The following is a 25764-nucleotide window of genomic DNA, read 5'->3' as shown; positions in this document are numbered from 1 at the left end:
ACTTTTAACAAAAATTTAGAAGTACGTTTTAATGAATAAAATCACCATACTAATTCACTGTAAAGACTTACCTGGCATAATAGCCTCGGTAACTAACTTTATTACTGAAAAACAAGGTAATGTTATTTACTTAGATCAGCATGTAGATCGAGAACAGAACATATTTTTCATGCGTTTAGAAAGTGAATTTGAAGACATTAACTTTTCAACTGAAACTTTTAAAGAATGCTTTAAAACTAATTTAGCAGAGAAGTTCAATATGAAATGGCGCATATACTCTTCGGAAAAGAAACCGAAAATGGCGCTTTTTGTCTCTAAATACGACCATTGTCTTTATGATTTATTAGGACGTTATAATTCTGGTGAACTTAATTTAGAAATTCCTTTTATAATAAGTAACCATAACGACCTAAAACCTATTGCCGATAGTTTTAAAATACCTTTTTACCATATTCCGGTTACCAAAGGCACAAAAGCCGAAGCCGAAGCAAAACAACTAGAGCTACTAGAAGCGCATAATATTGATTTTATTGTGCTAGCACGGTACATGCAAATAGTTTCTGGTACCTTAATTAACAAGTACCCTAATAAAATAATAAATATACATCACTCTTTTTTACCTGCCTTTGTAGGAGCCAAACCTTATCACTCTGCATACAAGCGCGGTGTTAAAATTATTGGAGCCACAAGTCACTACGTAACTGAAGAGTTAGATGCTGGACCTATAATTGAGCAAGATGTTGCACACGTATCTCATACATATACTATAGATGCACTTATTGCCAAAGGACGCGATTTGGAAAAAATAGTACTAGCCAACGCGATAAAATCTCATTCAAACAGAAAAGTTATGGTATATAACAATAAAACCGTAATTTTTTCTTAAATTCATAATTCGCTCAAAATCAATATATATATGAACTTAAAACCCCTCGAAAAAGCAGAATTAACTAACGCTTTTTAAATTTTCTATATATAATTTGTGACTTATCAGTTTTTCATGTGTCTTAATAATGTGGAAAATAACCATTAACTAAATTTTAATTTTTTATGAAAACAAATTTATTTTTAAGCCTAGCTTTAATTTTCGGTATCGGACTTACTCAAGCTCAAAACTTACCAGCTAATCCAGATCCAGGGAAATGCTACGTAAAATGTATTACAAAAGATGAGTTCAAAGACATCGAAGAAACTATCGAAGTATATCCAGCATATACTGTGTTAGAAGTTGTTCCAGCAACTTACAGAACTGTAGAAGACCGTGTATTGGTTAAAGAGGCAGCTAAAAAGTACGTATATGTACCTGCTACTTACGAAACAGTAGAAGTTCCTTACGTAAAGAAAGAAGGAAGAACAGATTTAAACATTAATCCTGCAACTTTTGGTTCTAGTTCAAGAACTTTTGAAACATACCCAAAAACTTCAGGATGGGAATACAAGGAAACTGCTTGTGACTCTCCTAATAAAGAGGATTGTGTTGTAGCTTGTTTCGTTGAATATCCAGCTCAATCTAGAGATGTAAGCTTTACAACTTTAGCTACAGATGCTTCAACTAGCCAAGTACCTGTTACAGAAGTAAACACTGTATACAAGAAACGTGTTATCAAAACTCCAGCAAGAATGGATGAAATTGAAGTTCCTGCAGAATATTCAACTATCAAACGTCAAGTTGTTCAAACTCCAGCATCTACAAGAAGCGTAACTGTACCTGCAAAAATGCAAACTGTTACAAGAACTGTATTAGCTAAGAAAGGTGGAATTACTACTTGGGAAGAAGTTGATTGTGGATTATTAAAATCTAACGTATTACCAATTTTTTACGAAACAGGTAGCGCACGTATCACTCCAGCATCAAAGAAAACTATCGACGAAACTTTATTACCTTTATTAAACAGCAAACCAGTAAGCATTGAATTAATGTCTCATACTGATGCAAGAGGAAATGATGATTTCAACATGTCTTTATCACAACAACGTGCTAACTCTGTAGTTAACTACTTAGTATCTAAAGGAATCTCTAGAAGCCGTTTAACTGCAAAAGGATATGGTGAAAGCAGATTAGTAAACAAATGTGCTAACGGTGTAGAATGCTCTGACGCTCAACACCAACAAAACAGACGTACAGAATTTAGAGTTATTCAATAAAAGAATAAATTTCTATTACAATTTTAAACTGAGGGGTTAGTTTAATTATCGAAAAGGGCATCTTTTAATTAAGGTGCCTTTTTTATTTTATAATATTTTGGGCGTTACCGCAAGGGTCGGGCTTTCCGTTACAAATCCTCTCGCCACCGATTTCCATCGGCACCGCTGCGGGTTTTTCTCTGCAATCCCTAACGCAACTCCTTGCAACACCAATTATTAATAAAATCAACATTGGTACTTAGCTAAACTAGTTCTCCACTATTACTCAAATAAAAACATATTCGTATTAATAGACTAACGGTAAAGTTTCAATTAAATTAATAAAAAACTTCAATTCCTATTTTTTAAACTAAGGTATCTTTCTATATTTATTCCTTAATTCAACAAAAAACACTCAAATAAAACGGAATGAAAAAAGTAATTTTTGCAGCAACACTATTGTTTTTATCCATTATCAACACCTCTTGCGATAATAATGATGATAATGATAAAACCTCTGAAAATCAATACCCCATAACAGTAAAATTTTCTCATGTAGAAGAAAGTTTCTCTTTTTTTAAAAATGGAGAAGAAACAGATGTTCCTGATGATGTATTAGCCGCTTATTACGAAAACACAGGAATAGGATTCAACAAAGCCGAAATAGAAGAAGAAAATAAAGACGATTATTTTCAATTTCTAAGTGATACAGAAGTAATCGTTGCACAATATGGCGAAATATATACCGTAGATTACGTATTTGAAGACGGTTTTCTATACATTAATTATATAGATGAAGACGATGGAGAAACCACTAAACTGTTACTAGGTAAGGGCGACCTTAATAAATTAGAATACCTATACTCTTCTATAGTACTCAAAGAAGAAAACTCACGAAGTGGATCTGCTAGTGCTTATGAGGATGCGGGAGATATACCATATTTTCCAACAACTTTTGAAAACTCTATAAACTTCCATAATTATGAGAACATTACAGACCTACAAGGTGATGAAACCTATTTATTAATTCATAACGTAGCCGATGTATATATAAAAGAATAAACCATATTTACTTTATTAAAACAAAAAAGCTCAAGATCTAAATCCTGAGCTTTTTTGTTTTAATTACCGAGTTAACTAACGCTTATTGTAAACATATTCCGGATAACTCATTACTTTTTTTTCAACCTTAATACCATATTCTCCTAAGTTAGACGACATAAATTCGAAATATTTATAATGTATTTGCCAATCATGTAACTCTTCATTTTTAAATTTCTTATCAAACACGATTGGTGTTTCTAATAAAAAAGATAATTGATAAGCAATATCACTTATAGATGTATTATCCGCCTGAATATCAGAATCTCCAATTAAATATTTAGGGTTATTTATTCCCCAATCTATTTGATTTGTATCCCAAAACTGAGCATTATCAATATTAAACACCAAAACATCTCCTTCTTTTTCGTATTCCTTTCTACGTAGTTTTAAGGCTTTAGATATATAACTTTCTTTATTTTCAAAAGCTTTAGAGCCCTCTTCAAAATACATTTTATAGTATTTATTATCTTCTTCCGAAATTTTTATTTGTCCTTTATTACTATGCAAGGCATACGCCATAATATCTTGCAATCGCCCTTCAATCTCTAAATACCCATTTTTATTTACAGCCTGAATTCCAGAATTAATCCCGGGATCTACATCCATTTCTATAAATCCAAAGTCCTTTTTTCTTTTTACAGGGCTTTCTACAATAATCTCTTGCTTATATTCTTCGAGCTTGAAAAATTCGTCCACAGCTATCGTTTTTTGATTTCTAGCCAAAAAGCCACCAATATTATAAGCCTTTAAGTCTGCTGCATGACCTTCCCATAGCTTTTTACCATCGGCATTAAACAAAATGCCATAAGGTAAACTTGTAATATTATATTGAGAAAAAGTTTCCCCTTCATAATCTGTAGCAACAGCCAATCCCGTATTATGCTTAAGCATAAACTTATTTACAACCTGAGCACTTTCTTGTGTTAAGGATACAATGTAAAAGTTATTAGGGAACTGTTGTTGCAAAGATTCTAAATATTTTGAAACATGTATACATGGGCCACACCAAGTAGCCCAGAAATCGACAAAATATAGGGCATTTTGATCTGTTGTTGATATCGAAGATTTTTTTATATTCTTTGAAATATGTACTTGCCCAAAAAACAATGCAGGACTTAATGTACATAATAAACAAAGTACTAATTTTCTTATTTTCATTATAATACAGCTTAATATAGAGTCAATTTAATAATATATTTTAATACATAACAATAATTGTGCTAAAATAGTATTTTAAAAAAAGAGAATGGTTTTCATTTGTAAAATATATCTTTGTATTTTAATTTAAAACCCAAATACTATGATTCGCAAATGTATCGTTTTCTTGCTAATATTCAATCTTACGGCTTGTGCAGAGCTTCAACAAGTAGTAAATCAATTACCGCAAACAGGTGGTGTTTTAGGAAATACTGATATTGCTGCAGGGCTAAGAGAAGCTTTAGACTTAGGTATAGACAAACAAGTTACTAAATTAACACAAACCGATGGTTTTTTTAAAAATGATTTGGTTAAAATTTTATTACCTGAAGAATTACAAAAAGTAGATAAAGCCCTTAGAGATATTGGGTTAAGTAGCTTAGCAGACGAAGGTTTAAAAGTACTTAACAGAGCTGCTGAAGATGCCGTGAAAGAAGCAACACCCATTTTTATTGACGCTGTAAAAGATATTACTTTTGCTGATGCTAAAGATATTTTATTAGGAAATAATGATGCTGCAACGCAATACCTAACATCTAAAACTCAAACAGCGCTTTACGCTAAATTTAACCCGGTAATTAAAAGCTCTTTTGATAAAGTTGGTGCAGATAAAATTTGGAGTAACTTAATTAATAAATACAACACGCTACCTTTTACAAGTGATGTAAACCCAGATTTAACAGATTACGTAACTGAAGAAGCTTTAAAAGGTGTTTTTACTATGATTGCTGTTGAAGAAACAGAAATTAGAACTCAAGTATCATCAAGAACTACAGATTTATTAAAGAAAGTTTTTGCTATGCAAGACTAAGTCTTTTAAATATATTAAAAAAAAGCGGTATATCATTTAACATGATGTACCGCTTTTTTTTGACATTATTTTCTTTCAAAATAAAATCTATACAACTGAAAATCAATACAAAACATAAAGATAATTAAATAAAAAAATGTATATTTATATTCTCCTAAATCTTTTACACTATCGAAATGAACCAAATTGATAACATAAAAATTAACCAAAACAGACTAAATCTGCGCTATAAGGAGCTTATAGAACAGGCTTATAATTTTCGCCAAACCGATTCTGCTTTAAGTGATATTTCGGAATATAGAGCCATTAAACTTTTAAATAAGCTAAATAGGTTAAAGTATCTCGTTAGAGAAAATCACACCACTAAATAAGTTTAGATAACATATTTAATTCATAATTACTTAAAACGTTACTGTTCTTAAAGTGAGAGTAACTTAATTTTATTTTCTATGCCTCAATTCAAAATTGGAGTATAAATAATTTCAATTTGTCCTTCTTTAATAGGCGTTACAAAGTCTACACCTATTCGTATTGCTCCTTTACCCTCACGTAAATGTTCTACCGGAACAATTTCGGGTTCAATAGAAACTTCGCCTCCTTTGCTTTTAACTTCTACTTTTACTTTTTGGTTTTTACCTTTTAAAATCAAAGTATTATTATTTAATATTTCATACTTAGAAAATGTCATGATTGCTGTACCAAAAGTTACCGCTTCTAAAGATTTAAAACTATCTAAAATAGTGATAGTACCCTGACCAGATTTATTATTTATCATTGTTCTTGTTAAGTGTTCGAGAACTGGTAACTCATATGCATTACTAATATCCATTACCACCTTATCCTGCGTACTAGAAAATTTAGTATCTGTTATCTTACCGTAAAACTGGCGTCCATTAGACTGTAAGGTATTATTAATTCTAGGCACTGGGTGCCCCCAAGAACTTCGCGCTTTATTAGTGGGAGAAAAAGAGCCTGCCCTGTAAGATGGAGCACCAATATCTCCCGAAATTAAATCTTCATTTAAGACAACAATATAAGTTCCAACATCGCTGTGGTTATGATTTTCAGCATTGTGTCCTGCTTTAATGGCTATTGAAAACGGTGTTTGTTGTTTACCCCGAGAAATAACCATCCCGAAATCATTAAAATATGTATGTTCGTTTAAATTAGATTTCTGTGTTTCATTGAAAGTACTCACGCCAAACATTTCAGGATTATTCCAAGCAATAAGTTGTTCTACAGCTTCCTCCATTCTAATTTCTATGGGCATTTTTGCTCCATAATAAGTTGAAGACAATACCTCTGCAAAATTACTACCACTACTTGAAGTATGCGAAACACCATCGGCAAATGGCGCACACGTGCCTTTTTGTATTTCAAAATGTTCAGGAAAGTTCCCTACCCGCTTTAATTTTTCAGGATTATCAAAATTAAATAAATTTATTTTTCCTTCAGAATAATCGGATAGCATCTGAGCCAAATACAAAAAGTGATTAAACCCATAACCCCAATAACCTAAACCTTCGGAACAATATCCATCATCTCCAAAGCCACTTATATAATGTTTCATACTATTTATTGAAGAACCGATGGCTGCCAAACGCTTGTCTGGGTTTTCAGAATTTATAATAGAAACCAATACTGCACCGCTTGTACAAACAGAATTCCAGTTACTTGTTCCATCTATCCAATGGTTATTTTTATCACCTATTTCACAACTTGTTAAATAGGTATCTGTAATGCGCCACTGCAATTGCTTTTTAATGTCGTTACTCATTTTTCCCGAAAGAGAATCGCCTAAAAGAGATTCTACCAAAGCTAGAACTCCTCCAAATTTACGTGCTCCCAAATCTATAGATACTCTTTTTCCTTCTAAAACAGTATTATTACTATCATCATGATTAGGATGTAACCACGATTTCATGTCCATAATAGCTTGTGAATAGGTTTTTATTTGAGGTAAAAATCGACCTTTATTCTCAATGCACTCTGCGAGAACAAAACGCTCTAACCTATCCATTGTTCGGTAATAACGTGGTTTATAAATACCGCGATTTCCTTCTTTATTGGCTCTTCTATAAATTTCATCAGAAATAGGAACTTCAGGTTCTTTATTTAATAAAGTATTCGCTTTTTCCAGATAAGATTGCCCCGATTCAGTAGCCGCTATTTTATCCCAATACACCCTATTAGATATATTTGGAGCTGGTTGATAGGCTTGCGCAGGCATCACTGCTTTTAACATATCTATTTGCTTTTGAGACGGATAAATTTTATCACTATCTGCTACTTCCAAATATTTACCAATATCTAAAGCTAGAGTTTGTGCGACTAAATTTTGTCCCAGAAACAGAATAAAAGATAGGCATGTCATGTATTTTACAAGACTTTTTAATATTTTCATATTATTTTTTAAACTTAAATTAATTCATAAATTTTTCCACAGGAACTACCTTATCAAACTCCTTAATTTCTATATTTTTATAATAAATCTCGGCGGTTTCCGATTGAAACCCGATAATGCCTTCGCTCGGAGTGGTGTTAAAAGCCATATTTACAATATCCCCATTTAGTTTATGTATGGTGTACTCTCCACCCATAACTATAATTTCACAAGTATTCCACTCATCATTTAAAGCATTAAAATTAGTTGTAGGTGTTGCTAAATGCATCCAATCGCGCTTAACCTCGGCTATACCACCATCTTTAGGATTTAAATAACTTTTACCATCTTTTGTGGAAAACCATTTATAATCTGCGCCTTTTGGACGAATTAAATCTCCTGTATGATTTAAGCCTGTTTCTTGATTATAACGTATTTGATATTCAATACCAACAGGCCAAACTTTATCATCTATAACATGATAATACACACCAGCATCATACTGCCATCTCTCGAAATTGTTCGTGATTTTTTTACCCCATTTATATTCAAATCTTAAAATATACTTACTATATTTTTTATTGGTATAAAAAAGGCCATGTGTAGCGTTTTCTCCAGTTCCTAAATTTAAACTATCTGGCATATCTTTAAAAACATGAACCATTCCGTCTTCTATGGCAAATACTTTTTTAGCCATTTCGGCATCTCCGTTTCTTAATTTGAGATGCCAACCATCCCAATTCTCACCATTAAAAACCTTATGAAACCCTTTTTTAGATGACGCTTTGGTTTGCGCCATTCCAACTGAAATGTTTATAAAAATTACTACTACTAGCAAATAAATTTTTCTGGCTTTATTCATTTTAAATATATTTTACTGTTTAGTATAAGCACTAATTAAACTTGTAAGTATTCCTGGGTAAGCATCTGCTTTATCTTTTACCCCACTGCCGTTTGTTATGGAATCGCCAAAACAAACTATTTTGTTATTACGATCTAAAAGCTTGTTATTTTTTAAATATTGAAATACTAATTCACCTATAAAACGATACCCTAACGCTGTAGGATGCACTCCATCTCTAGCATTACTATTCATGGCATTTCTAATGAATAAATCTTCATTATGCTTAGGTAAATTTAAATCACTAAATGCTTGATAAATATCTAAAAAGTGCACTTTCTTTTTTCTAGCTATTTTAGAAACAATTTCGCGCGTTTTATTTAATTTTTCGTTTGGAGCATGAGTAAATAACGCTTTATTGTGACGCTCATAAAGATAAACTGAATCGACTCGCGGTGACGACATTAAAAGCATATCACTTCCGTTTTTTTTAATGGATTTAACCAGTTTTTTCAGATTCTTCCGATACGTTTTGTACGAAATCATTTTTCTTGAATTCACCATATCATTAGTCCCCACCATTAAAATCACTAAATCTGGTTTTTCACTTAAAACATCTTTTTCTAAACGCGATAGCAGGTTTACTGTTGTATTACCACCAACTCCTGCATTAATAACTTGACCGGAAACATTTAGTGTTCCTATAAAAAAAAGAACAAAAAATATTTTAAGCGTAAAACATTTCATATTTACAATTAGTAACTTAATACTTGTCCGTCTGCACGTAGTTTTTCTTTCAATACTTCGTAAGACACCTCATGAATATCTTTATTATCTTCAACGGCTAATGCCGCTAAAGTTCCTGCACTCTGACCTAAAATCATAAACACAGGTTCCATACGGATAGAGCCAAAAGCAATATGCGAACTAGATACTGCTAAGGGTACAATTAGATTTTTACATTCTGTTTGCTTAGGAAGAATAGTTCCTAAATGAATTTGATAAGGTTCATCAGCATCAACGCCTAAATCACCTTCGTTTTGAACGTAACCCTCTTTAGTAATATAGCGCTGCACATTATGAGAATCCATAGTATAAGACCCCATACCTATTGGTTTATCTACTTTACTTTTTCCTAAAATTTCATTTTCAGTCATTACAAAATCACCAATCATACGTCTTGCTTCACGCACATAAATTTGATATGGCCAGTGGTTATTATCTTGAAATTCATCTTTTGCAAGTCCCCATTTACTAATGCTTTTTCTAAATCGTTCTGGTACACTTTCATCATGTCCCCAAAAGTAAAGCAACCCTTTATGGTAGTTGATGTGTTCTTCCAAAATAACCTTACGTTCTTCATAAGATGCTTCTGGGTATTCATAGTTCATGCCAATATTATCGGAGCTAAAAGGTCCTACATTATTAACGTCTCTTTTCTTGTTTGGAATCTTACCACCGCCAAACATAGAATAGCGACCACCTTTAAATACGCGCCTTAACAGTTCGTATTCGGCAGGATCGTAATTCTCTGGTTTTTCAAACGGTACAACATTTCCTTCTGCATTTGTTGTACATAATCTATAATTGTATGCTTGTAAACGGTTATCTCCAGAACCTTGTTCTCCTGGAGGAGTTGTTGAAATACGGGGTAAAACACCACTTGTTGAATCTCCCGGAATAATATACGGACTAATGTTTAACTCTTGAAAATTATGACTGTGATGGTAAATACCTTTCTGCACACCATTCCAAGTTTCATTATAAACACTATTTGCCTCACGACCAACATGATAATTTACATAGGCAGCTGCCATTAAATCACCCTCGTAGGTACCATCTACAAATATTTTACCGGTATACGTTTCACCACTTAACATTGTAATTGACACTATTTTTCCATCTTTAAGCACGACACCTTTTTCACGATCTAACCACTTATCTCGAACAATTGTTATACCATGATCGGTTACCATTTTCTCGAAGATATTTTCAGCTACGTGAGGCTCAAATGTCCACATAGTTTTTAAATCATCATCAATAGCTGTAGTGCCTTGGCCTTCATTTCCATATTGATCTCTAGGTTGCCAATTCCATGCATCTTCATCTTGATAGTGGTTATAAACACTTGTATAAAATTCTTTTGAAATACCACCTATCACTTCTTTATTTCCCAGATCTGTAAAACCCAAACCACTTGAAGACAATCCGCCAATATGAGTTTCCGGACAAACAATGAGCACAGATTTATTCATCCGTTTTAACTGAACAGCTGTTGTTATTGCTGCCGAAGTTCCTCCATAAATAACAACATCAGCATCGTATTTAGGTTTTTCTTCTGAAGAACCACAACTTACCTGAAATATAGTAATTAAAAATGCCACTGTAAGCATCCTTTTATTATTCATCTTTAAAATAAAATTGACCATATTTTTTATTTATTATTTCTTATTAATAATTGAATCATTTTTTCTGAAGCATTATAAACTCCACTTTTAACAGCCTTATTCAAGTTAACAGTATCATTTTTTTTGGGACTATAAAGGTTAATTGTAGCATTTGGTTGCCCTTCAAAAGTAACATGAGGCGTGTTTCCAAAATTTTCTACTAAAGCTGTGTATTTAGATAAAGCATGCATTAACACCTGTCCTTCACGACGCAAATAACTACCATGACCAATGAACAATTCATTTATATTATTAATATCCGTTTTATCTGTACCCTCATCAAATTTTAAAACGGTAATGTAAGCATCGGTTTCCCAACCATTAATATTTACCAAACTATTTCTGTGTTTTAATCGGCCATCGGCTAGTAAATTAAAATACACTTCGGTTGTTTCTCCTTTTTGAGTTATTGAGACTTTTAGATAATCTTTATGCTCATCTCTAGTAATAACTGGAAGATTCTTTTCATTTTCATCGTCTTCCAAAATAATAGCCGAAATAAACTTAGTTCTTGCCGTTTTTTCAAAATGACTAATGGACCAAAACGGCTTATCTTCTTCTGGATGATGATCCTCATGCCCTATTTTTTCGGAAAGTAGCATGTGCTCCGGAAAATCGTGTGGGCGCTCGCCACCTGGAGGAAATGTATTTGGAAAAAGTGGGCGTACTCTAATTTTAGCACCTTCATCTTGAATAGTTAAATCGATTCCACCTTTTAAAGTAGACTCGCCATTATAATGCAAATACCATTCAAATTTACCTGGCTCAAAAGCCAATAAATCATCAATAACCAAAATCACATCGCCTACCCAAATAAAGTTACGGTAGTTACGAGCCAAAATATGTGAATATGGCCCGGTGGCATTGGCTAATAAATATTTAAAATTATCGCCTTCAATCAGGTTATGTAAAGATCCAGAATTAACACTTCCAAAATATGGATCATTTCTATTTTGCGCTTGGCCATCGAAAAACACAACATTATGTGCCTCACTTTGGCAATAGAACTCGGTGTATAAGGGACTCATGTAACTAGCTCCGCCAGAATCTATTATTAAATTTTTTCCATTATGAAATAAAATATACGATCCAGCATCTGCATGAGCATGATTCCATGTAAAACCAGATTTTACGGCAAGCATAGTAGCATTATTATCCCAAGAGTTTCTCATAGTAGCCCAACCCATATCTTTATAAAGATGGGACTTCTCTCGATTTGACTCAAAACTAGAAACATCTTTTTTAAAATCCGGATTTAAAGCTAAAGCTTCGGCAGAACTAGAATCTCTATTTTCTCCGTTAGAGACATGATTCATGTAATGTTGATAATCTTCTTTTTGGTATCCTAAATTCCAAAGTAAACGCACAATTCTATCTCCGGTAGCTGTAAGTCCGGAATCTCCAAAATTAACAGCAAGATCTTTTCCATCTTTAACATAATACGTTGTGTTTATAAAAAAATCGCCAATATTATCAAGAATTGGAGACTTATACATAGGCTCATTTGGCCAAACATTAGCATAAGCATATAAAAACAATAAGTACTGAGAGGTTGCATAAGATGCGTAATTTATACTTTCGTAGAAACCACCATCCTGATCGAAAGTTGGAGGTTTATTTTGTAATACGCTTCCTGTATAATTAATCCACTCTATAGCGGATTCTTGAATTTCCTTGGCCCATTTTGTTGCCTCGGGAATTTCATCTCTTAAAGCTAAAGATGCTAAACCCGACATGTAAACACAGGCACTCCACCAGTTATGCCCCATGGTATCGTAGGTATGCATATTTTTTCCTGGCTCCAACCAATCTTCTCGTGCAGGAATTATTCCAAGGCGCACAATATCTTTTGCGATGTCTAAACGTTCTTGTTCTGATAAATAATTATAAATACAATCATACCCAATAGCAATATCATAACTAGTATGCGAGGTGCGTAAACCTCCTTTCCAAGCTGGGGTTCTTTTTAAGAGTGTTGCCCCTTCCCAAGTACTTTTTGAAGTGTAATTTAACAATATCTCTTTTAATTTGCTCGCAAATTTTTCTTCACCAGTCATTCTATAAACCAACCCCAATAAGAGGCCGTCCTTTGAACTTAACTTCTTTTTTTTGAGTAAATCCTTAGCTTGCTTATATTGATTATTCCAGTTATTCTTTACCGATTCATTTGTTGAAATTTGACTTTTCAGCTTTGCAATATTACTATCTGTATATAACAAATAACTTCTATCTTGAGAAAATACATTAAGTACGGATAAACAACAAATTATAAGTAAAATTCTATTTTTCATATATTTAATTTTATAAACTTTAATACTTGTTAAACAAAAAAATAACATTGCAAAAAACATAGAATGCTTTTACAATGTTATTTTTTTTTATTGAAACTTCTTTTAAATCATGATTCATTTACTATAAACTATGATTTATAAAATGGTTTTCTAATATTTATGTAAAAGGACGACTTCCTTTTGCATTCTATTTCAAAAAAAATATTAATAAGGTTTGAATACATTTGATTACCAAATTATCAATATAATGACTACAACTTAATTATTTTTTTTACAGTTGTTCTTTTGTCACTTGTAAATTTGAGAAAATAAATACCAGAATTAAGGTTTTCAATAGAAACGACCTGTTTACTTTCTGGAATAATAAATTTTGACTCTAGAATCCCATGAATATTATAAATTTCTAAAGAAAGATTAAGTCCATTAATTATTGTTATTTCATGTAATGCAGGGTTTGGATATAACTTTATTTCATTTATTAAAACATTAGTAGTACTCAAAGTCGTTGTTCCATAAACCTCAACCTCTGCTAAAGACAATCCTCGATCTGATGTTTTTGATATTTTTATAATTCGTCCTACTTTATTATCAACATCTATAGTTAATGGTCGCGAAGATGGATAGTTTTCATAAAATTGTGTAAACGTAACATCCCCATTATTGTTTAAAATTTCTACAGTAAAATTGTTCAAATCATTAACATAATTACTACCTGTTCTACCATAAATTACAATTTCCCAAATGACATTATTGGCGCCTAAATCTACTTGCCACCATTTAGATGTATTAGACCCAGTACTTCCGTGTTCGGTATGTGTTACGGAACTACTTCCATAATTACCATTGGTATTTCCATCGTTACCGCGAGTAGCATCTCCATCGTATGCCGTGGTAGATTGTGAAGCAATGCCTCCATTTGAAGCTAAAGCTAGGTTAACTAATTCAGGTGCTTCTTGATGAAACTCAAACCAATCTAAATTGAAAGCGCCATTTCCAAAATATAAATAAACCTCGTGGATACCCGTAATATTTTGAAGTAAAGATTCTGTAACCTGCTCCCAAACTTCCCACCCGCCTGTTTTTGGAACGGTAGTTTGAGCTATTAAAGTACCTTCTGTTGGGTGTCCTAGCATAACATTTATAAATCCGTTTTCTACAGTTTCCTCGGTAGGATAACCTGCTACATTAAATGTAATTTGTGCAGGGGCTTCCGAAGTAAAATCTACACTACCATATCGAATCCATTCATTATCGTTTATACCTCCTAGGTATTCATTATTTATTGGAACCACTCCAAACATATCACAATATGTTAATGCATCTATTTGAGAATATGCATTGTAATTTACACCGCTACATTCATCATTATTAAAAAAGAAGTTATCCATATTTAAAAAAGAAGACCCCGTCCCTTTAAAAACAAAGTATAAATCGTGTGTTCCTGTTATTTCAGAAGTCGTATAGCTAGAAAATATTTCATAATTATCATTGCTTCCTGTATTTCCTACTACTACACTTGTTATTAATGTACCGTCTACTGCTCCACTTCTAACTTCAATAATACCCCCACTGGTAGAGGATGCTAAAACTTCAATTTCATTGTAAACATCGTCATTTCCAAAATGAACATTATTAAATCTTATATAATCGTCGTTATCAATATCTCCAATTGATTTATTAAAGATAGACAAATCATACACTGCTATTCCTGATGAAGCACAGAAATTCTCGGCACTTATTGGAAGAAACGGATTGTATGAAGCCTGAGAACAAGCGTCTTTATTAAAAGATAATTTATCCAAATTAAATAACCATCCTGTTTGGTTCACACTGGTGAATACAAAACAGATATCGGTTTCCCCGTTAACAACTTGATTTAAGTTTGCAGAAAACTCTAAATAATTAGATTCGATACTGGTACTAGTTATGGGGATTGTAGCGAGTAAAGTTCCGGTATTACTACCTGTTCTAACTTCTATAGACACATCATTATGTATACTAGATACTATGGCTTCAACTGAAGTCATATCAGTTAAATCAATAGCATTAAAATTTATCCAATCTCCTGTATGTATACCATAGACCTCTTTTATATTTGGATTACCATTTATTTCTCTAGTGCCTATACCAGACATGGTATCATAGCATTCAGCTTCAAGTTTGTTTACCGTATTATTACAAGGCTTTGTTGTAATACAATCGGTTAACTGAGTAATTGTATTATTAGATCCATTATCTTCAACTGGTCCACAAGAAAAAATATTACAATCTGTAGCACTCTCTAAAATCAAAGGATAAGGTGTATTGTTTGTAAATGTAATATTGTTAGCGTTTCTAGAAGGTATTGGCTCTACAGAACCTGCTAAAAACCTATTTGCAGGTCTTGTACCTCCTAACACAATTTTAATATCTGGATTATAGTAAGTTGTACCATCGTGTATTGTAATATTATGATTGGTTCCTCCTGCATAAAAATAAGGTGTATCTCCAATTTTAGGAATATAATTATCTAGGATAGTAACTTCATAAGAAGCGTTAGAACGAGAAATATCTTCTGATAGAATTGGCCCTACTGATGCATCTGCACGACAATTAATAACATCACCATCATTACCTAACCAAAAACCACCTTCACAAGCAAGTGCTGTACAGTTTTCAATTCGTTTATTATCTCCACCTTCAGCTCCTGTATTTACACCTACGCGCATTTTAACAATGGTGCAATCTATAACTGTTGTATTTTCAGTACCTCTACCTACACCTGTAGAATCCCCATTAGAATTGTGTATAACTCCGGTAGAATAAGCTCTAATACCAGCTTCTTGAAGACTGAAGGTATAATCACTTGTATGATCTTTTAAATTAAAACCCCAAACGGTTTCAAAATCTACATTATCCGCAGGAGAATCTGTACCTTCTTCTTGTAGCATTTCTCCAACGGTACGTAATTCTCCCTCAACATAACAACCTTCTATTATTGCATTATGAGAACCTTGTACAAATATACCATGGCCGTAAGCTCTCATAATAACACTACAATTTTTTATATGGTTTCTGTCTCCTCTAACCAAAATACCTGCATGTTTTTGATGAGCGATAACAGAACCTCCTCCTTTACCAAAAGTATCGCCATATCCATAAGGAAAAGAACCTCTTACGGTTGTTTTAAAACCTTCTATTAAATTATCTGCACCATCAAGATGTATTGAACCTGCTCCTTTAGAAGGTACAGTCATCCCAATATCTTCCATGGTTAAATTCAAGTAAACATTATCATTTCCGGCTGCCCAAAACTCAATAATATCAGTGTTTCCGTATAATTTGAATATTTTAGTATCAATTTCAAATTTCACATCGGTAAAGTCAAATTTACAGTCATTTCCAGTAAACAGGAGTAATTTTGGATTTGAAAATAATTTATCTGGTCCGCAATTAGTTTCATTAAAGTAATATGTCCCGGGAGTCATTACAAAATCTCCATCATTGTCTCCTAAGTGACTCCTTAACTCCGCAAGCGTATTTATTGTTGTTTGGGCTTCTAAGTGTCCAACCCATAAAAACATGACTGGGAGAATTATTAATTGTATATATTTTTTCATTATTTGATGTTTTTTGTTGAAATTAAAGCATGACAAAAAGTGTTTACTTAACACATAAACAACACAATATCAATACTTTTAAAATGAATTTATTTTGACAGACATTTAGATTAAAAACAAAAAGCCTCCTTATTCAATATATTGCCTAAGGAGACTTCAAGTTTTAACCAATTACTAATACTTATATTTTTTCTGGAAAAACCCCTTCTGTAGAGTTACTTTCAAATAAATAAGGAGAATCTACTACGGCTTTGTAAAACGTAGTGTAAGTATAAGTCCCTTCTGAAATAAAATCTGGAATAATTGTTTCATCCTCAGATTCATCAATTACTATAGTCTTTATAGCCCCATCTGTACTACTAATGTAAGTTAGTTCGGTTTTAACTAATAAATTATCAATAACCTCTCCATCAGTATCCGGAACTTTATTTGACACCCAAGTAATAATAGCTTCGGAATCAGAATAAGCGCTAGCTCCGGAATTTTGCCGAGCTTGTAGCGACTCCTTATATTCATCACCTAGAACTGTACCAAAAACATCATACTTTATAGATTTTCGGCCTTCCAGACCTTCTATATGAACAAAATACTCATTTCCTCCTTCTGGCAACTCTGCTTCCAGTTCATAAATTTCTGGTTCATAAACCGTTCTATTTATATCTAAAGTTTTAAGTATTTTTTCATCGTTATCTGTTAAATCATCATCAAATAAAGCAATAACGACTTTCTTTATTTTTGGATCTGAGTTAACAAACACTCTAAATAACAACTTATTATGTCCACTAGATATTGTAGACACAGAATCTGGCATAGCCAAACTTACTACGTTTTCAGGAACATACTGTTTATATGTTTCAACCAAATCTGTATCCTCACAAGAAAAACACAGTAATACAGCTGTAAACACACCAATTCCTATAAAATTAGTGGTTTTATTCTTAAAATTATTAATCATAATTTTTATAATATTTTATTTTATTAAATTTTTATCGATTATCACCGTAGAACTCCATTTCACTAATGTGTAATAGTGAATTAGTTCTGTTCTGCGCTACTTTCTGAACAAATCTGATATAACGAACCTTCGGCATATCAGGAGAAATATCAAAATTAAATCCCGCTTCTGCAGCTTCAATATCTTCAGCTGTATTGTCATTATCTGGCTGTCCAGAAGGCTTTATAACCATAGCATCTTCTAATAAAAGTGTCCAACCATCAAAACTTCCGTCTGCATTTAAATGATCGCTACCCCAAAGATCAAATAACCAAGGATTTCCATGACGGTACATATAATTACCTAGTCTTGGCCAAAATTTAAATCTGTATACTTGAGATATAGAGCCTATATCTAATGTAATCATTGCAGGCGTAATAGGAACTCCATTGTAAGACCAGTCTATATATTCTGGTAAAACTCCATCCGGATCTTTCCAGTTTGGAGGTGAGTGATATCCATTATCTCCTTTTGTTCCATCATAAACTCTTGGTAGTATCCAACCATAATCTGAAGGTGTGTCATGCGTTTGATAAACAGCTTGATAGTTAACCCTATCAAATAACTCTATATATAACGGGGTTATTGTTGCCTTAATTTGACCACATTTATTATTAAACCTATCTCTAATTATAAATACGAAATTGGTTTCTACAGCTTCTAATCCTAAGACTAAACGTTCTCCATCTTGAGCTGATGAATATACAGCATCCTTAAAAATTAAACCTCCAGACTCATTTTCAGAATAAATTTCGATAGTAACGTCGCCTTCCTCTGGGTTTTCCCACTTCAATCTAATTCCACCATAATCTGGTGCATAGGTTAATGTTCCACAAACAGATTTGTAAGGAGGTTCTTCTGGATTTATAACAACAGAAGCTCCTACAGATTTATTTCCTGATTGATCAACAGCATATAACGTTACATTATATTCTGAAGCTTCAGAAAAGCCTTCAACCGTTAAACTACTATTAAAGACTGATGATTTTACACTAGATATTTCTTCATTAGCTCCTCTCTGATATTCTGCAACTACATATAACAAATCTTCATCATCAGGAAGATTATATGTTATTTTTGATGCTCCCGCTAAATTTTCAACAGAACTTGCATCTACAACCACAGGACCGGGAGCGATACCATCGTCAGTAATTAACGATGACATCTTATCTTCTTCGCAACTAAATACAGTTGCTATGCACAGAAGCACTATAAATGACTTTAAATTTTTCATCATAATTTTATTTAATTGTTAATACTAATTTTTAATTACCAACCAAAAGCCTGATCTAAATTAGGGTTTGCTAGTATGTCATCTTCAGCTATAGGCCAAAAATAATCTCTTATTGAAAATTCTGTAACACCGTATTCTACTTGGTTATAAAAAGTTTCTGCCGTTGCTTTTTCATAACTCCAACCTCTCATTGATGTACTATTTAATAAAACGTGAGCTTTAAACCATCTTCTTAAGTCCCAAAAACGGTGTCCTTCAAAAGCTAGTTCTATTGAACGTTCTTGATGAATAATTTCTCTCAAACCTTCTTTTGTACTTGGCTTTGTTGGATTATTTGAAGACGCTGTCCAAGAAGCTTGAACTCCCTCTAAACCAGATCTTTCTCTTACATCATCAACATATTGAAAAACTTCTGCAGCAGGCCCTGATACTTCATTTAAACATTCTGCATACAATAAATATAAGTCTGCTAATCTATATACTGGCCATGAATAATTTTCAGCAGTAAAACTATTATTTCCTATTGCTGATTTATAGTGCACTAATTTTTTTGGCCAATATCCTGTTTGGTTAAATTGCCTTTCATTAAGGTAACCTGCCATACCACCATTCTTGGCATCTACAACAAATAAACTAGTGTCATCTGCCTCATTATTTACATCATAAGATAGAATACCATCTCCCGCTAAAGAGGCATAAAACCTAGATTCTCTATCTAAATGCAAACCAATTGTTTCATACCCTTGTTTTACATAAAACTTATTAGCTTCATCTCCAGTTTTTAAGTCGAATCTACTACTATAATCATAAGAACTATCTTCTTCTATAGGCACTCCATTTTTAGAATAAAATATTTCTGCCATATGCAATGGTATAGAATAATAAGAGTTGACTTGCCCTGAACTTGAACCTGAAAATTCATCGTCAATCCTTGCAAAACTATTATTTTGAATTGTATTTGTGGTTGGGTTAGCTTGCCCCCAAATAATCTCATTATTCCATCTATCTGTGATGGCGCCTCTAAGATTCATTTTTGTTATTGTCTCCTCTGATAAATTATATGCTGTTGAAAATTTATATAAATTATTACCTGCTTCGTGTGCTAAGTCTATCGCTTCTCTGCAAGCATCTGCGGCTAATGTCCATTTATTAGCATTATAAGTTTGATTTATATATGGTGTTCCTGAATTATTAGTCCATGATGAGTATACAGAATTACCGTTTACCAAAGGACTAGCACTAAAAGCCAAAACTTTAGCTTTTAACATCGCAGCAATTGGTTTAGTGGCTCTACCAAGTTCTTCACCTTCCAAAGTTATACGTGGTGGTAAATTTTCTATTGCTTCATCTAAAACAGATACAATATAATCTACTACCTCATCGACCCCATCTCTTTCTATACGCACCGAAATAACATCTTCACTTACCTCAATATTTTCATCGATAATGGGAATAGGACCATACATTTTTAATAAATAAAAATGATAATAAGCCTTTAAAAATTTAACCTCCGCAATCCATCTTGTTTTTTCATCTTCAGTCATATCCCTAACATCGCTAATTCTATTTAAGAAAATATTACAATCTCTCAAAGCTACATGCGGCTCTAAACGCCCCCCGTTTCCCCATAGATTATATATTGGATTTGCTTTTGATTGTTCTCCGATAGAAAGTCGCATTCCATCCCAAGTTTGATGTGTCCAAACCTCATCACCCCCTACTAATCCAATATTACTATTTACATCAGAAAAATGTGGTAAATAACCATATAATGTATAAAAGAATTTCTTAGCATTTGCTCTATTATTAAAAACCAAATCGAAAGTAGCTACGTTATCTGGTACTATATCAATATAAGAATCACATGACATTATACATATGAATATTATAGAATATATAATTTTATTCGTTTTCTTCATTTTCTTTTTTTTTATAAATTAACTCTAGCTCCAATGTTTACCGTTTTCTGTAAAGGATAATTTAATCCATTCCCTCTTAACTCTGGGTCCCAAAGTTTGAATTTACTCCAATGCACTAAATTTGTTCCACTGAGATATAGACGCACACTTGCCTGTCCGAATACAGCTCCATTTTCTGGCTTAAAATTATACCCGATCTCTAAAGATTTTAATCTCATAAATGCTCCATCTCTCATCCACCAACTACTTGTTTGGTTATTGTTCTGCACAGCATAAGTAGACAAACGCGGCCATAAGGCATAAAGATCTTGGTTCTCTTCAGACCAGTGACTCTCAGCAAAAGCTTGTAAAATTTGATTTTCAGAAATAGCATCTGGTAAATAATCTCCATTAGCATCAGTATCCGCAAATGGTGTTATTCCTGCTGAATCAATAAAAAAAGATACATTATCTAAACCTGCAAAAAATGCTGATATATCAAGGTTCTTGTACCCTACAGAGAACCCAAAACCATAACTTACTTCAGCTTGAGTAGGCTCTCCAATTGGAACTATATCTAAATTAGACACAATACCATCACCATTGATATCTGTATATTTTATATCTCCGGGCATAACTTCACCAAATTGCTGTTCTGGTGAATTAGCCACATCCGCATCATCGATAAATAAACGCTCTGCTACTAAACCATAAGCCTGATTGAAAGGGTTTCCTAATTTAGACAACCATGGTGTTGCAGATAAATCAGACTCCTCATATACAGTATATTCACTACTCGTTTTCACAAAATTCGCAGTCGCTTGCAACCACCAATCTTTATTAAAATTATGGTTTACCAATAATGTAAACTCAAAACCACTAGATTGTCCTTCACCTAAATTAGCTACAGGAGATGCTTGTAAACCTAAAAAAGAAGGTATATCTGAACGCGTTTGTAAAATATCAGTTGTTGTTTGTTTAAAATACTCTGCTTGCAATTGAATAGCATCCTTAAGTAAATTTATTTCTAAACCATAATTTTGTTTATAGGCTCTTTCCCAAGAAATGTGAGGATTCTCATATCTACTGATACTAACACCTGCACTAGATTCTTGACCAAACGTTCCAAACTGGGCTCCTGCTCCTGAATCGTTTAAATTAACATTAGATAAATAGAAAAACCTATCATTACGATTTCCAATATTAGCATTACCAACTACACCATAAGACCCTCTTAATTTAAGCCTACTTATTAAATCTACATTATCAAAAAAGTTCTCATTAGATATTACCCATGCGGCTCCAACAGACGGAAAGAAACCATACCTGTTTTTTTCAGCAAAACGTTCTGATCCATTATAACCAAAATTCCCTTCTATAAAATATCTTCTATCAAAACTATAAGTAAAACGGCCAGATAAACCGACGTTTCTACTAGGAAGTGACGCCTGCAAATCATCCGCATTTCCATCAACAGATTCTCTTAAAATACCAACTAGCAAGCCACTAACAGCATGTTTATCGTTAAAAGTTCTATCATAGTTTAATGCAGACTCAAAATAGATATTTCTATTAACAACTCTAGAGTCTTCATTCTCCGTAAAATTTAAATACTCTGTTCCCGAATCTGGGTTAAGACTAGTTAATGCGTATGTATTATTCGCTCTATTATAATCAGTATCTCCAATAGCATAATAATAAGGCTCATATTCCCTTGTAATATTATAAGAAGAAGTACTCGTAATATTACCCAAAGCTCTCCATTTAAGTCCTTCCACAATACCTCCTAAATCTTGTTTTACTTGTAAACTTAAAACATTTACAGATCTACTATAATCACGATATCCTCTTACTAATTCTGCATATGGATTTAAATAGCCGGCTAATTCTCCATCTCCAGTATCTACATTACCAAACAAAAGATGCTCTGTAAATTGGTTAGCCTCATCAGCCTCATAATAAGCTGGGTACCTTACAGGATTAGTTCTATTAATCATGTTATATACTTGGTTCCCTGTAGGCACAGGACCTCTATAATCATCAACAGTAGCATTTAAATTCACTATCAATTCTGTGCTTGAAGTTAAATCTATATTAACATTAGATCTTAAATTATAAACTTTATTATCAATGTTATTGTTATAATTTGCTTGATTATCAACTTTTAGTATACCATTATCTTGAGCAACAGAACCTGATACATAATACCTAGCTACTTTTCCTCCACCAGAAACACTAAAATTTAATCTTTGATTTTTAGTAAAATCTTGCAACAACTCATCTTGCCAATTTGTAACAGGGTAAACAAAAGGATTAATGTTACCAGCAAGAGTATTGTCTATCTTGTTTTGCAAATATGGCAACCTATCATTTCTATTTGGCGATACATTTCTGGTATTAACAGCGTCCATATGTAATCTTAAATATTCAAGCGGGTCTGCTATTTCTAAATTCTGAGTAGCCTGAGAATAAGTAGTTTCATACCTAACAGATACTCTTGGCTTTCCCAGTTCACCTGTTTTTGTTTTAACAGCTATAACTCCATTAGCCCCTCTAGCCCCATAAATAGCAGTAGCTGTCGCATCTTTAAATACAGAAAAACTTTCAATATCATCTGGTGATATTCTAGCCAAATCGTCTGCTGTTAATTCTATATTATCTATTAATATTAACGGAGAAGAATAAGCTCCAAAAGTAGTTGCACCCCTAATAAAAAACTCTGCATTATCAGATCCGCCACCAGGTTCACCAGAACTTTGAAAAGCAATAACTCCTGGAACCCGACCAGCAAAAGAGGCCGTTAAATTACTCGATGGTATTTTTAAATCTTCAGGTTTAACAGTAGATACAGCTCCCACCAAGGCTTCTTTTGTTTGTGTTCCAAAACCTACAACAACAACTTCATCTAAACCAGTAAGGTCTTCTATCATTGTAATGTTTAAACTTGCAAAATTTCCTATTTTAATTTCTTGAGTTTTAAAGCCTATTGAAGAAACAACTAGAACTTCTCCTTTTTTTGCTATTAATTTAAAATTGCCATCAAAATCGGTTTGTGTACCTCTGTTTGTACCTTGAACGAGTATATTAACTCCAGGTATTGGTATCCCTTTTTCGTCAAGAACGATTCCTGACACTTCAATTTGTTGATAATCTTTAAGATCTATTTTATCTTCTTTTTTGGTTAGCCCTGATGTAGTGGTTAGAAATGGAGTTTTTGCGTTAGCATAACCACTGACAATAAATGAAGTACATATTAAAATTGATTTAATCACCTTAATCCCCCTGTATTTAAAAGGACGAAATAGATGAATTAAAGAATAAATTTTATTCATATTGTTTTGTTTAATAAAGTTAGTTGAATACTTTTTTGGTTTTGTATTAGTTGGTTTGTTTTTAGTTGTTGTTCTTTCTCATATAGTATTTTTTTGTTGGTTAATAATTAATTCAGATAAAGGGTAAACCTACACTTATTAAAAATACGCAAGTATTAATTATCGCTTTTTTAATATAAATTACAGTCGTTTTACCAACACAAACCCCTAATTATTAGATAAATAATACTTTTAAACAACAAAAAACAAGAATATTATATTTATTGTCAAAATAAAAAAAAGACGTTATCAAAAATAAATTTCTTACTTAGAGTAGTAATTACTTTACTAAAATCTATTTTATGTAGTTTTTTAAGCAAAAAAAAAAAGACATTATAGTTACAAATATTGTAACTATAATGTCTTCTTAATAAAACTAACATAAACTATTAGCTTAAACTACTGTTTTGATAATACTCCTATTATAAAATTTTATCAATAGCCCCTTGTACCAAAGGTTCCATAATATCGTAACCCGCTGCATTTGGATGAACAGTATCACGACCTAAATCTTTTTTTAAACCTTTATTTTCATTAACCATAGGCGAATAATAATCTAAATACAAGACTTTATTTTCTTTAGCATAAGCTTTCAGCAATTCATTTAATTGAATAATTTTGTCCGCAGGCTCGACTGAGGGACTCCAAGAATAACTAGATGCTGGTAATACAGAAGCTAAAATCACTTTTATATTGTTTGCTTTCGCAAGTTCTATCATTGAAAAAATATTTCCAGCAATACGCTCTAGACTAATAGCGCCTCTATTTCCTGCAATATCATTTGTACCAGCCGAAATAATTACTGCTTTAGGCTTTAATTCGATAACATCTGGCCTAAACCTCAGTAACATTTGTGCACTAGTTTGGCCGCTAATACCTCTATTTACATAAGATGGATTTGCCTCAAAAAACTGTCCATGATCTCTAGTCCAGTTATCCGTTATGGAGTTACCAATAAAAACCACACGTTGTTCTTGTTTAGTTGGTACTTTTAATTGCGCATTGGCTTTTCTGTAGCGCTTTAAATTTGCCCAATCTTCTGTGGGGGTTAATTGAATTTTTATAACTGTGGCTATTTTATTTGGAGCTTCTTCGGGAACAAAAACCGTTAAATTGCCATCGACTAATTCTGTTTTTAACTTTTTCTCACCATAATTTAAATAAGCTGTTCTAACTTTCATTTCTCTATCAATAATGAGTCTCCCGTCATTAGGCCAATCAAAAACATGGGCATAAACAACATCATCTTTTTTAGTATAATGTCCCCAATTTGGTTTTTCAAAAGGACTTTCTGAGATACCATTGAACGCCTCATCATTCGCCTTCTTCCACTTAGCATGTTGCTCACTTTCTAGTTTTTTAGTATTTACTGGATTTTCCTGTGCATAACCAGCAGTTAAATTTCCTACTGTAAATACTGCTAGTAGTATTGTTTTTTTAAACATTTTCATCACTATAATTTTAAATCGT

Annotated in this window: 17 protein-coding genes; 5 read left to right on the top strand and 12 right to left on the bottom strand. The window is 32.7% G+C overall.

All coding sequences use genetic code 11. The annotated features are described in order from the left end of the window. Nucleotides 1–31: 31 nt before the first annotated feature. From purU to ACJJV4_RS17170, 3 genes are all read left to right on the top strand, one after another. Nucleotides 32–886: a formyltetrahydrofolate deformylase gene (gene purU, locus ACJJV4_RS17180; protein ID WP_405296625.1), complete on the top strand. Its 855-nt coding sequence runs from the start codon at nucleotides 32–34 to the stop codon at nucleotides 884–886. 164 nt (nucleotides 887–1050) lie between these two features. Beyond that, nucleotides 1051–2145 carry an OmpA family protein gene (locus ACJJV4_RS17175; RefSeq protein WP_405296624.1) on the top strand — a complete coding sequence of 365 codons (1095 nt, stop codon included), beginning with the start codon at nucleotides 1051–1053 and terminating at the stop codon, nucleotides 2143–2145. A gap of 408 nt (nucleotides 2146–2553) precedes the next feature. After that, nucleotides 2554–3186: a hypothetical protein gene (locus ACJJV4_RS17170; protein WP_405296623.1), complete on the top strand. Its 633-nt coding sequence runs from the start codon at nucleotides 2554–2556 to the stop codon at nucleotides 3184–3186. Between the two features lie 75 nt (nucleotides 3187–3261). Here the strand turns inward: ACJJV4_RS17170 and ACJJV4_RS17165 are convergent, their stop codons facing one another. Then, nucleotides 3262–4386 (bottom strand): TlpA family protein disulfide reductase, encoded by a 1125-nt coding sequence (locus tag ACJJV4_RS17165; protein ID WP_405296622.1) that lies wholly within the window; start codon nucleotides 4384–4386, stop codon nucleotides 3262–3264. Nucleotides 4387–4528: 142 nt separating this feature from the next. On the opposite strand from ACJJV4_RS17165, the gene ACJJV4_RS17160 reads away from it, so the two are divergent. Beyond that, nucleotides 4529–5236 (top strand): DUF4197 domain-containing protein, encoded by a 708-nt coding sequence (locus ACJJV4_RS17160; protein ID WP_405296621.1) that lies wholly within the window; start codon nucleotides 4529–4531, stop codon nucleotides 5234–5236. A gap of 176 nt (nucleotides 5237–5412) precedes the next feature. After that, nucleotides 5413–5607, top strand: a complete 195-nt coding sequence (locus ACJJV4_RS17155) for a Lacal_2735 family protein (protein ID WP_405296620.1) — start codon at nucleotides 5413–5415, stop codon at nucleotides 5605–5607. An 83-nt stretch (nucleotides 5608–5690) separates the two neighbouring features. Here ACJJV4_RS17155 and ACJJV4_RS17150 read toward each other — a convergent pair whose 3' ends face one another. From ACJJV4_RS17150 to ACJJV4_RS17100, 11 genes are all read right to left on the bottom strand, one after another. Beyond that, nucleotides 5691–7640 (bottom strand): hypothetical protein, encoded by a 1950-nt coding sequence (locus ACJJV4_RS17150; RefSeq protein WP_405296619.1) that lies wholly within the window; start codon nucleotides 7638–7640, stop codon nucleotides 5691–5693. A gap of 19 nt (nucleotides 7641–7659) precedes the next feature. Beyond that, a complete protein-coding gene (locus ACJJV4_RS17145) occupies nucleotides 7660–8481 on the bottom strand; it encodes a DUF1080 domain-containing protein (RefSeq protein ID WP_405296618.1) in 822 nt (273 codons plus the stop codon). Between the two features lie 12 nt (nucleotides 8482–8493). Beyond that, on the bottom strand, nucleotides 8494–9207 hold the full coding sequence (locus ACJJV4_RS17140; RefSeq protein WP_405296617.1) for a GDSL-type esterase/lipase family protein: 714 nt from the start codon (nucleotides 9205–9207) through the stop codon (nucleotides 8494–8496). Between the two features lie 8 nt (nucleotides 9208–9215). Continuing rightward, the gene (locus ACJJV4_RS17135; RefSeq protein ID WP_405296616.1) at nucleotides 9216–10868 is read right to left on the bottom strand and encodes an FAD-dependent oxidoreductase; all 1653 of its coding nucleotides are present in this window, start codon (nucleotides 10866–10868) and stop codon (nucleotides 9216–9218) included. A 26-nt stretch (nucleotides 10869–10894) separates the two neighbouring features. Then, a complete protein-coding gene (locus ACJJV4_RS17130; RefSeq protein WP_405296615.1) occupies nucleotides 10895–13198 on the bottom strand; it encodes a heparinase II/III-family protein in 2304 nt (767 codons plus the stop codon). A 251-nt stretch (nucleotides 13199–13449) separates the two neighbouring features. Continuing rightward, nucleotides 13450–16797 (bottom strand): carbohydrate-binding protein, encoded by a 3348-nt coding sequence (locus ACJJV4_RS17125; protein ID WP_405296614.1) that lies wholly within the window; start codon nucleotides 16795–16797, stop codon nucleotides 13450–13452. 181 nt (nucleotides 16798–16978) lie between these two features. Next, a complete protein-coding gene (locus ACJJV4_RS17120; protein WP_405296613.1) occupies nucleotides 16979–17752 on the bottom strand; it encodes a DUF4998 domain-containing protein in 774 nt (257 codons plus the stop codon). Nucleotides 17753–17783: 31 nt separating this feature from the next. Further along, the gene (locus ACJJV4_RS17115) at nucleotides 17784–19028 is read right to left on the bottom strand and encodes a DUF5000 domain-containing lipoprotein (RefSeq protein WP_405296612.1); all 1245 of its coding nucleotides are present in this window, start codon (nucleotides 19026–19028) and stop codon (nucleotides 17784–17786) included. Nucleotides 19029–19060: 32 nt separating this feature from the next. After that, nucleotides 19061–20944, bottom strand: a complete 1884-nt coding sequence (locus ACJJV4_RS17110; protein ID WP_405296611.1) for a RagB/SusD family nutrient uptake outer membrane protein — start codon at nucleotides 20942–20944, stop codon at nucleotides 19061–19063. An 11-nt stretch (nucleotides 20945–20955) separates the two neighbouring features. After that, nucleotides 20956–24255: a SusC/RagA family TonB-linked outer membrane protein gene (locus ACJJV4_RS17105; protein WP_405296610.1), complete on the bottom strand. Its 3300-nt coding sequence runs from the start codon at nucleotides 24253–24255 to the stop codon at nucleotides 20956–20958. Nucleotides 24256–24716: 461 nt separating this feature from the next. After that, nucleotides 24717–25739, bottom strand: coding sequence for a GDSL-type esterase/lipase family protein (locus ACJJV4_RS17100; protein WP_405296609.1), 1023 nt, complete (start codon nucleotides 25737–25739; stop codon nucleotides 24717–24719). Nucleotides 25740–25764: the final 25 nt, after the last annotated feature.

This window comes from Algibacter sp. Ld11, assembly GCF_045066735.1.
In the GTDB taxonomy this organism is placed as follows: Bacteria; Bacteroidota; Bacteroidia; order Flavobacteriales; family Flavobacteriaceae; genus Algibacter.
This window is presented reverse-complemented; position numbering and strand designations above follow the sequence as displayed.

Coding starts and splice junctions, on each gene's coding strand:
- purU (WP_405296625.1), top strand. CDS start 32: ATGAATAAAATCACCATACTAATTCACTGTAAAGACTTACCTGGCATA.
- ACJJV4_RS17175 (WP_405296624.1), top strand. CDS start 1,051: ATGAAAACAAATTTATTTTTAAGCCTAGCTTTAATTTTCGGTATCGGA.
- ACJJV4_RS17170 (WP_405296623.1), top strand. CDS start 2,554: ATGAAAAAAGTAATTTTTGCAGCAACACTATTGTTTTTATCCATTATC.
- ACJJV4_RS17165 (WP_405296622.1), bottom strand. CDS start 4,386: ATGAAAATAAGAAAATTAGTACTTTGTTTATTATGTACATTAAGTCCT.
- ACJJV4_RS17160 (WP_405296621.1), top strand. CDS start 4,529: ATGATTCGCAAATGTATCGTTTTCTTGCTAATATTCAATCTTACGGCT.
- ACJJV4_RS17155 (WP_405296620.1), top strand. CDS start 5,413: ATGAACCAAATTGATAACATAAAAATTAACCAAAACAGACTAAATCTG.
- ACJJV4_RS17150 (WP_405296619.1), bottom strand. CDS start 7,640: ATGAAAATATTAAAAAGTCTTGTAAAATACATGACATGCCTATCTTTT.
- ACJJV4_RS17145 (WP_405296618.1), bottom strand. CDS start 8,481: ATGAATAAAGCCAGAAAAATTTATTTGCTAGTAGTAGTAATTTTTATA.
- ACJJV4_RS17140 (WP_405296617.1), bottom strand. CDS start 9,207: ATGAAATGTTTTACGCTTAAAATATTTTTTGTTCTTTTTTTTATAGGA.
- ACJJV4_RS17135 (WP_405296616.1), bottom strand. CDS start 10,868: ATGAATAATAAAAGGATGCTTACAGTGGCATTTTTAATTACTATATTT.
- ACJJV4_RS17130 (WP_405296615.1), bottom strand. CDS start 13,198: ATGAAAAATAGAATTTTACTTATAATTTGTTGTTTATCCGTACTTAAT.
- ACJJV4_RS17125 (WP_405296614.1), bottom strand. CDS start 16,797: ATGAAAAAATATATACAATTAATAATTCTCCCAGTCATGTTTTTATGG.
- ACJJV4_RS17120 (WP_405296613.1), bottom strand. CDS start 17,752: ATGATTAATAATTTTAAGAATAAAACCACTAATTTTATAGGAATTGGT.
- ACJJV4_RS17115 (WP_405296612.1), bottom strand. CDS start 19,028: ATGATGAAAAATTTAAAGTCATTTATAGTGCTTCTGTGCATAGCAACT.
- ACJJV4_RS17110 (WP_405296611.1), bottom strand. CDS start 20,944: ATGAAGAAAACGAATAAAATTATATATTCTATAATATTCATATGTATA.
- ACJJV4_RS17105 (WP_405296610.1), bottom strand. CDS start 24,255: ATGAATAAAATTTATTCTTTAATTCATCTATTTCGTCCTTTTAAATAC.
- ACJJV4_RS17100 (WP_405296609.1), bottom strand. CDS start 25,739: ATGTTTAAAAAAACAATACTACTAGCAGTATTTACAGTAGGAAATTTA.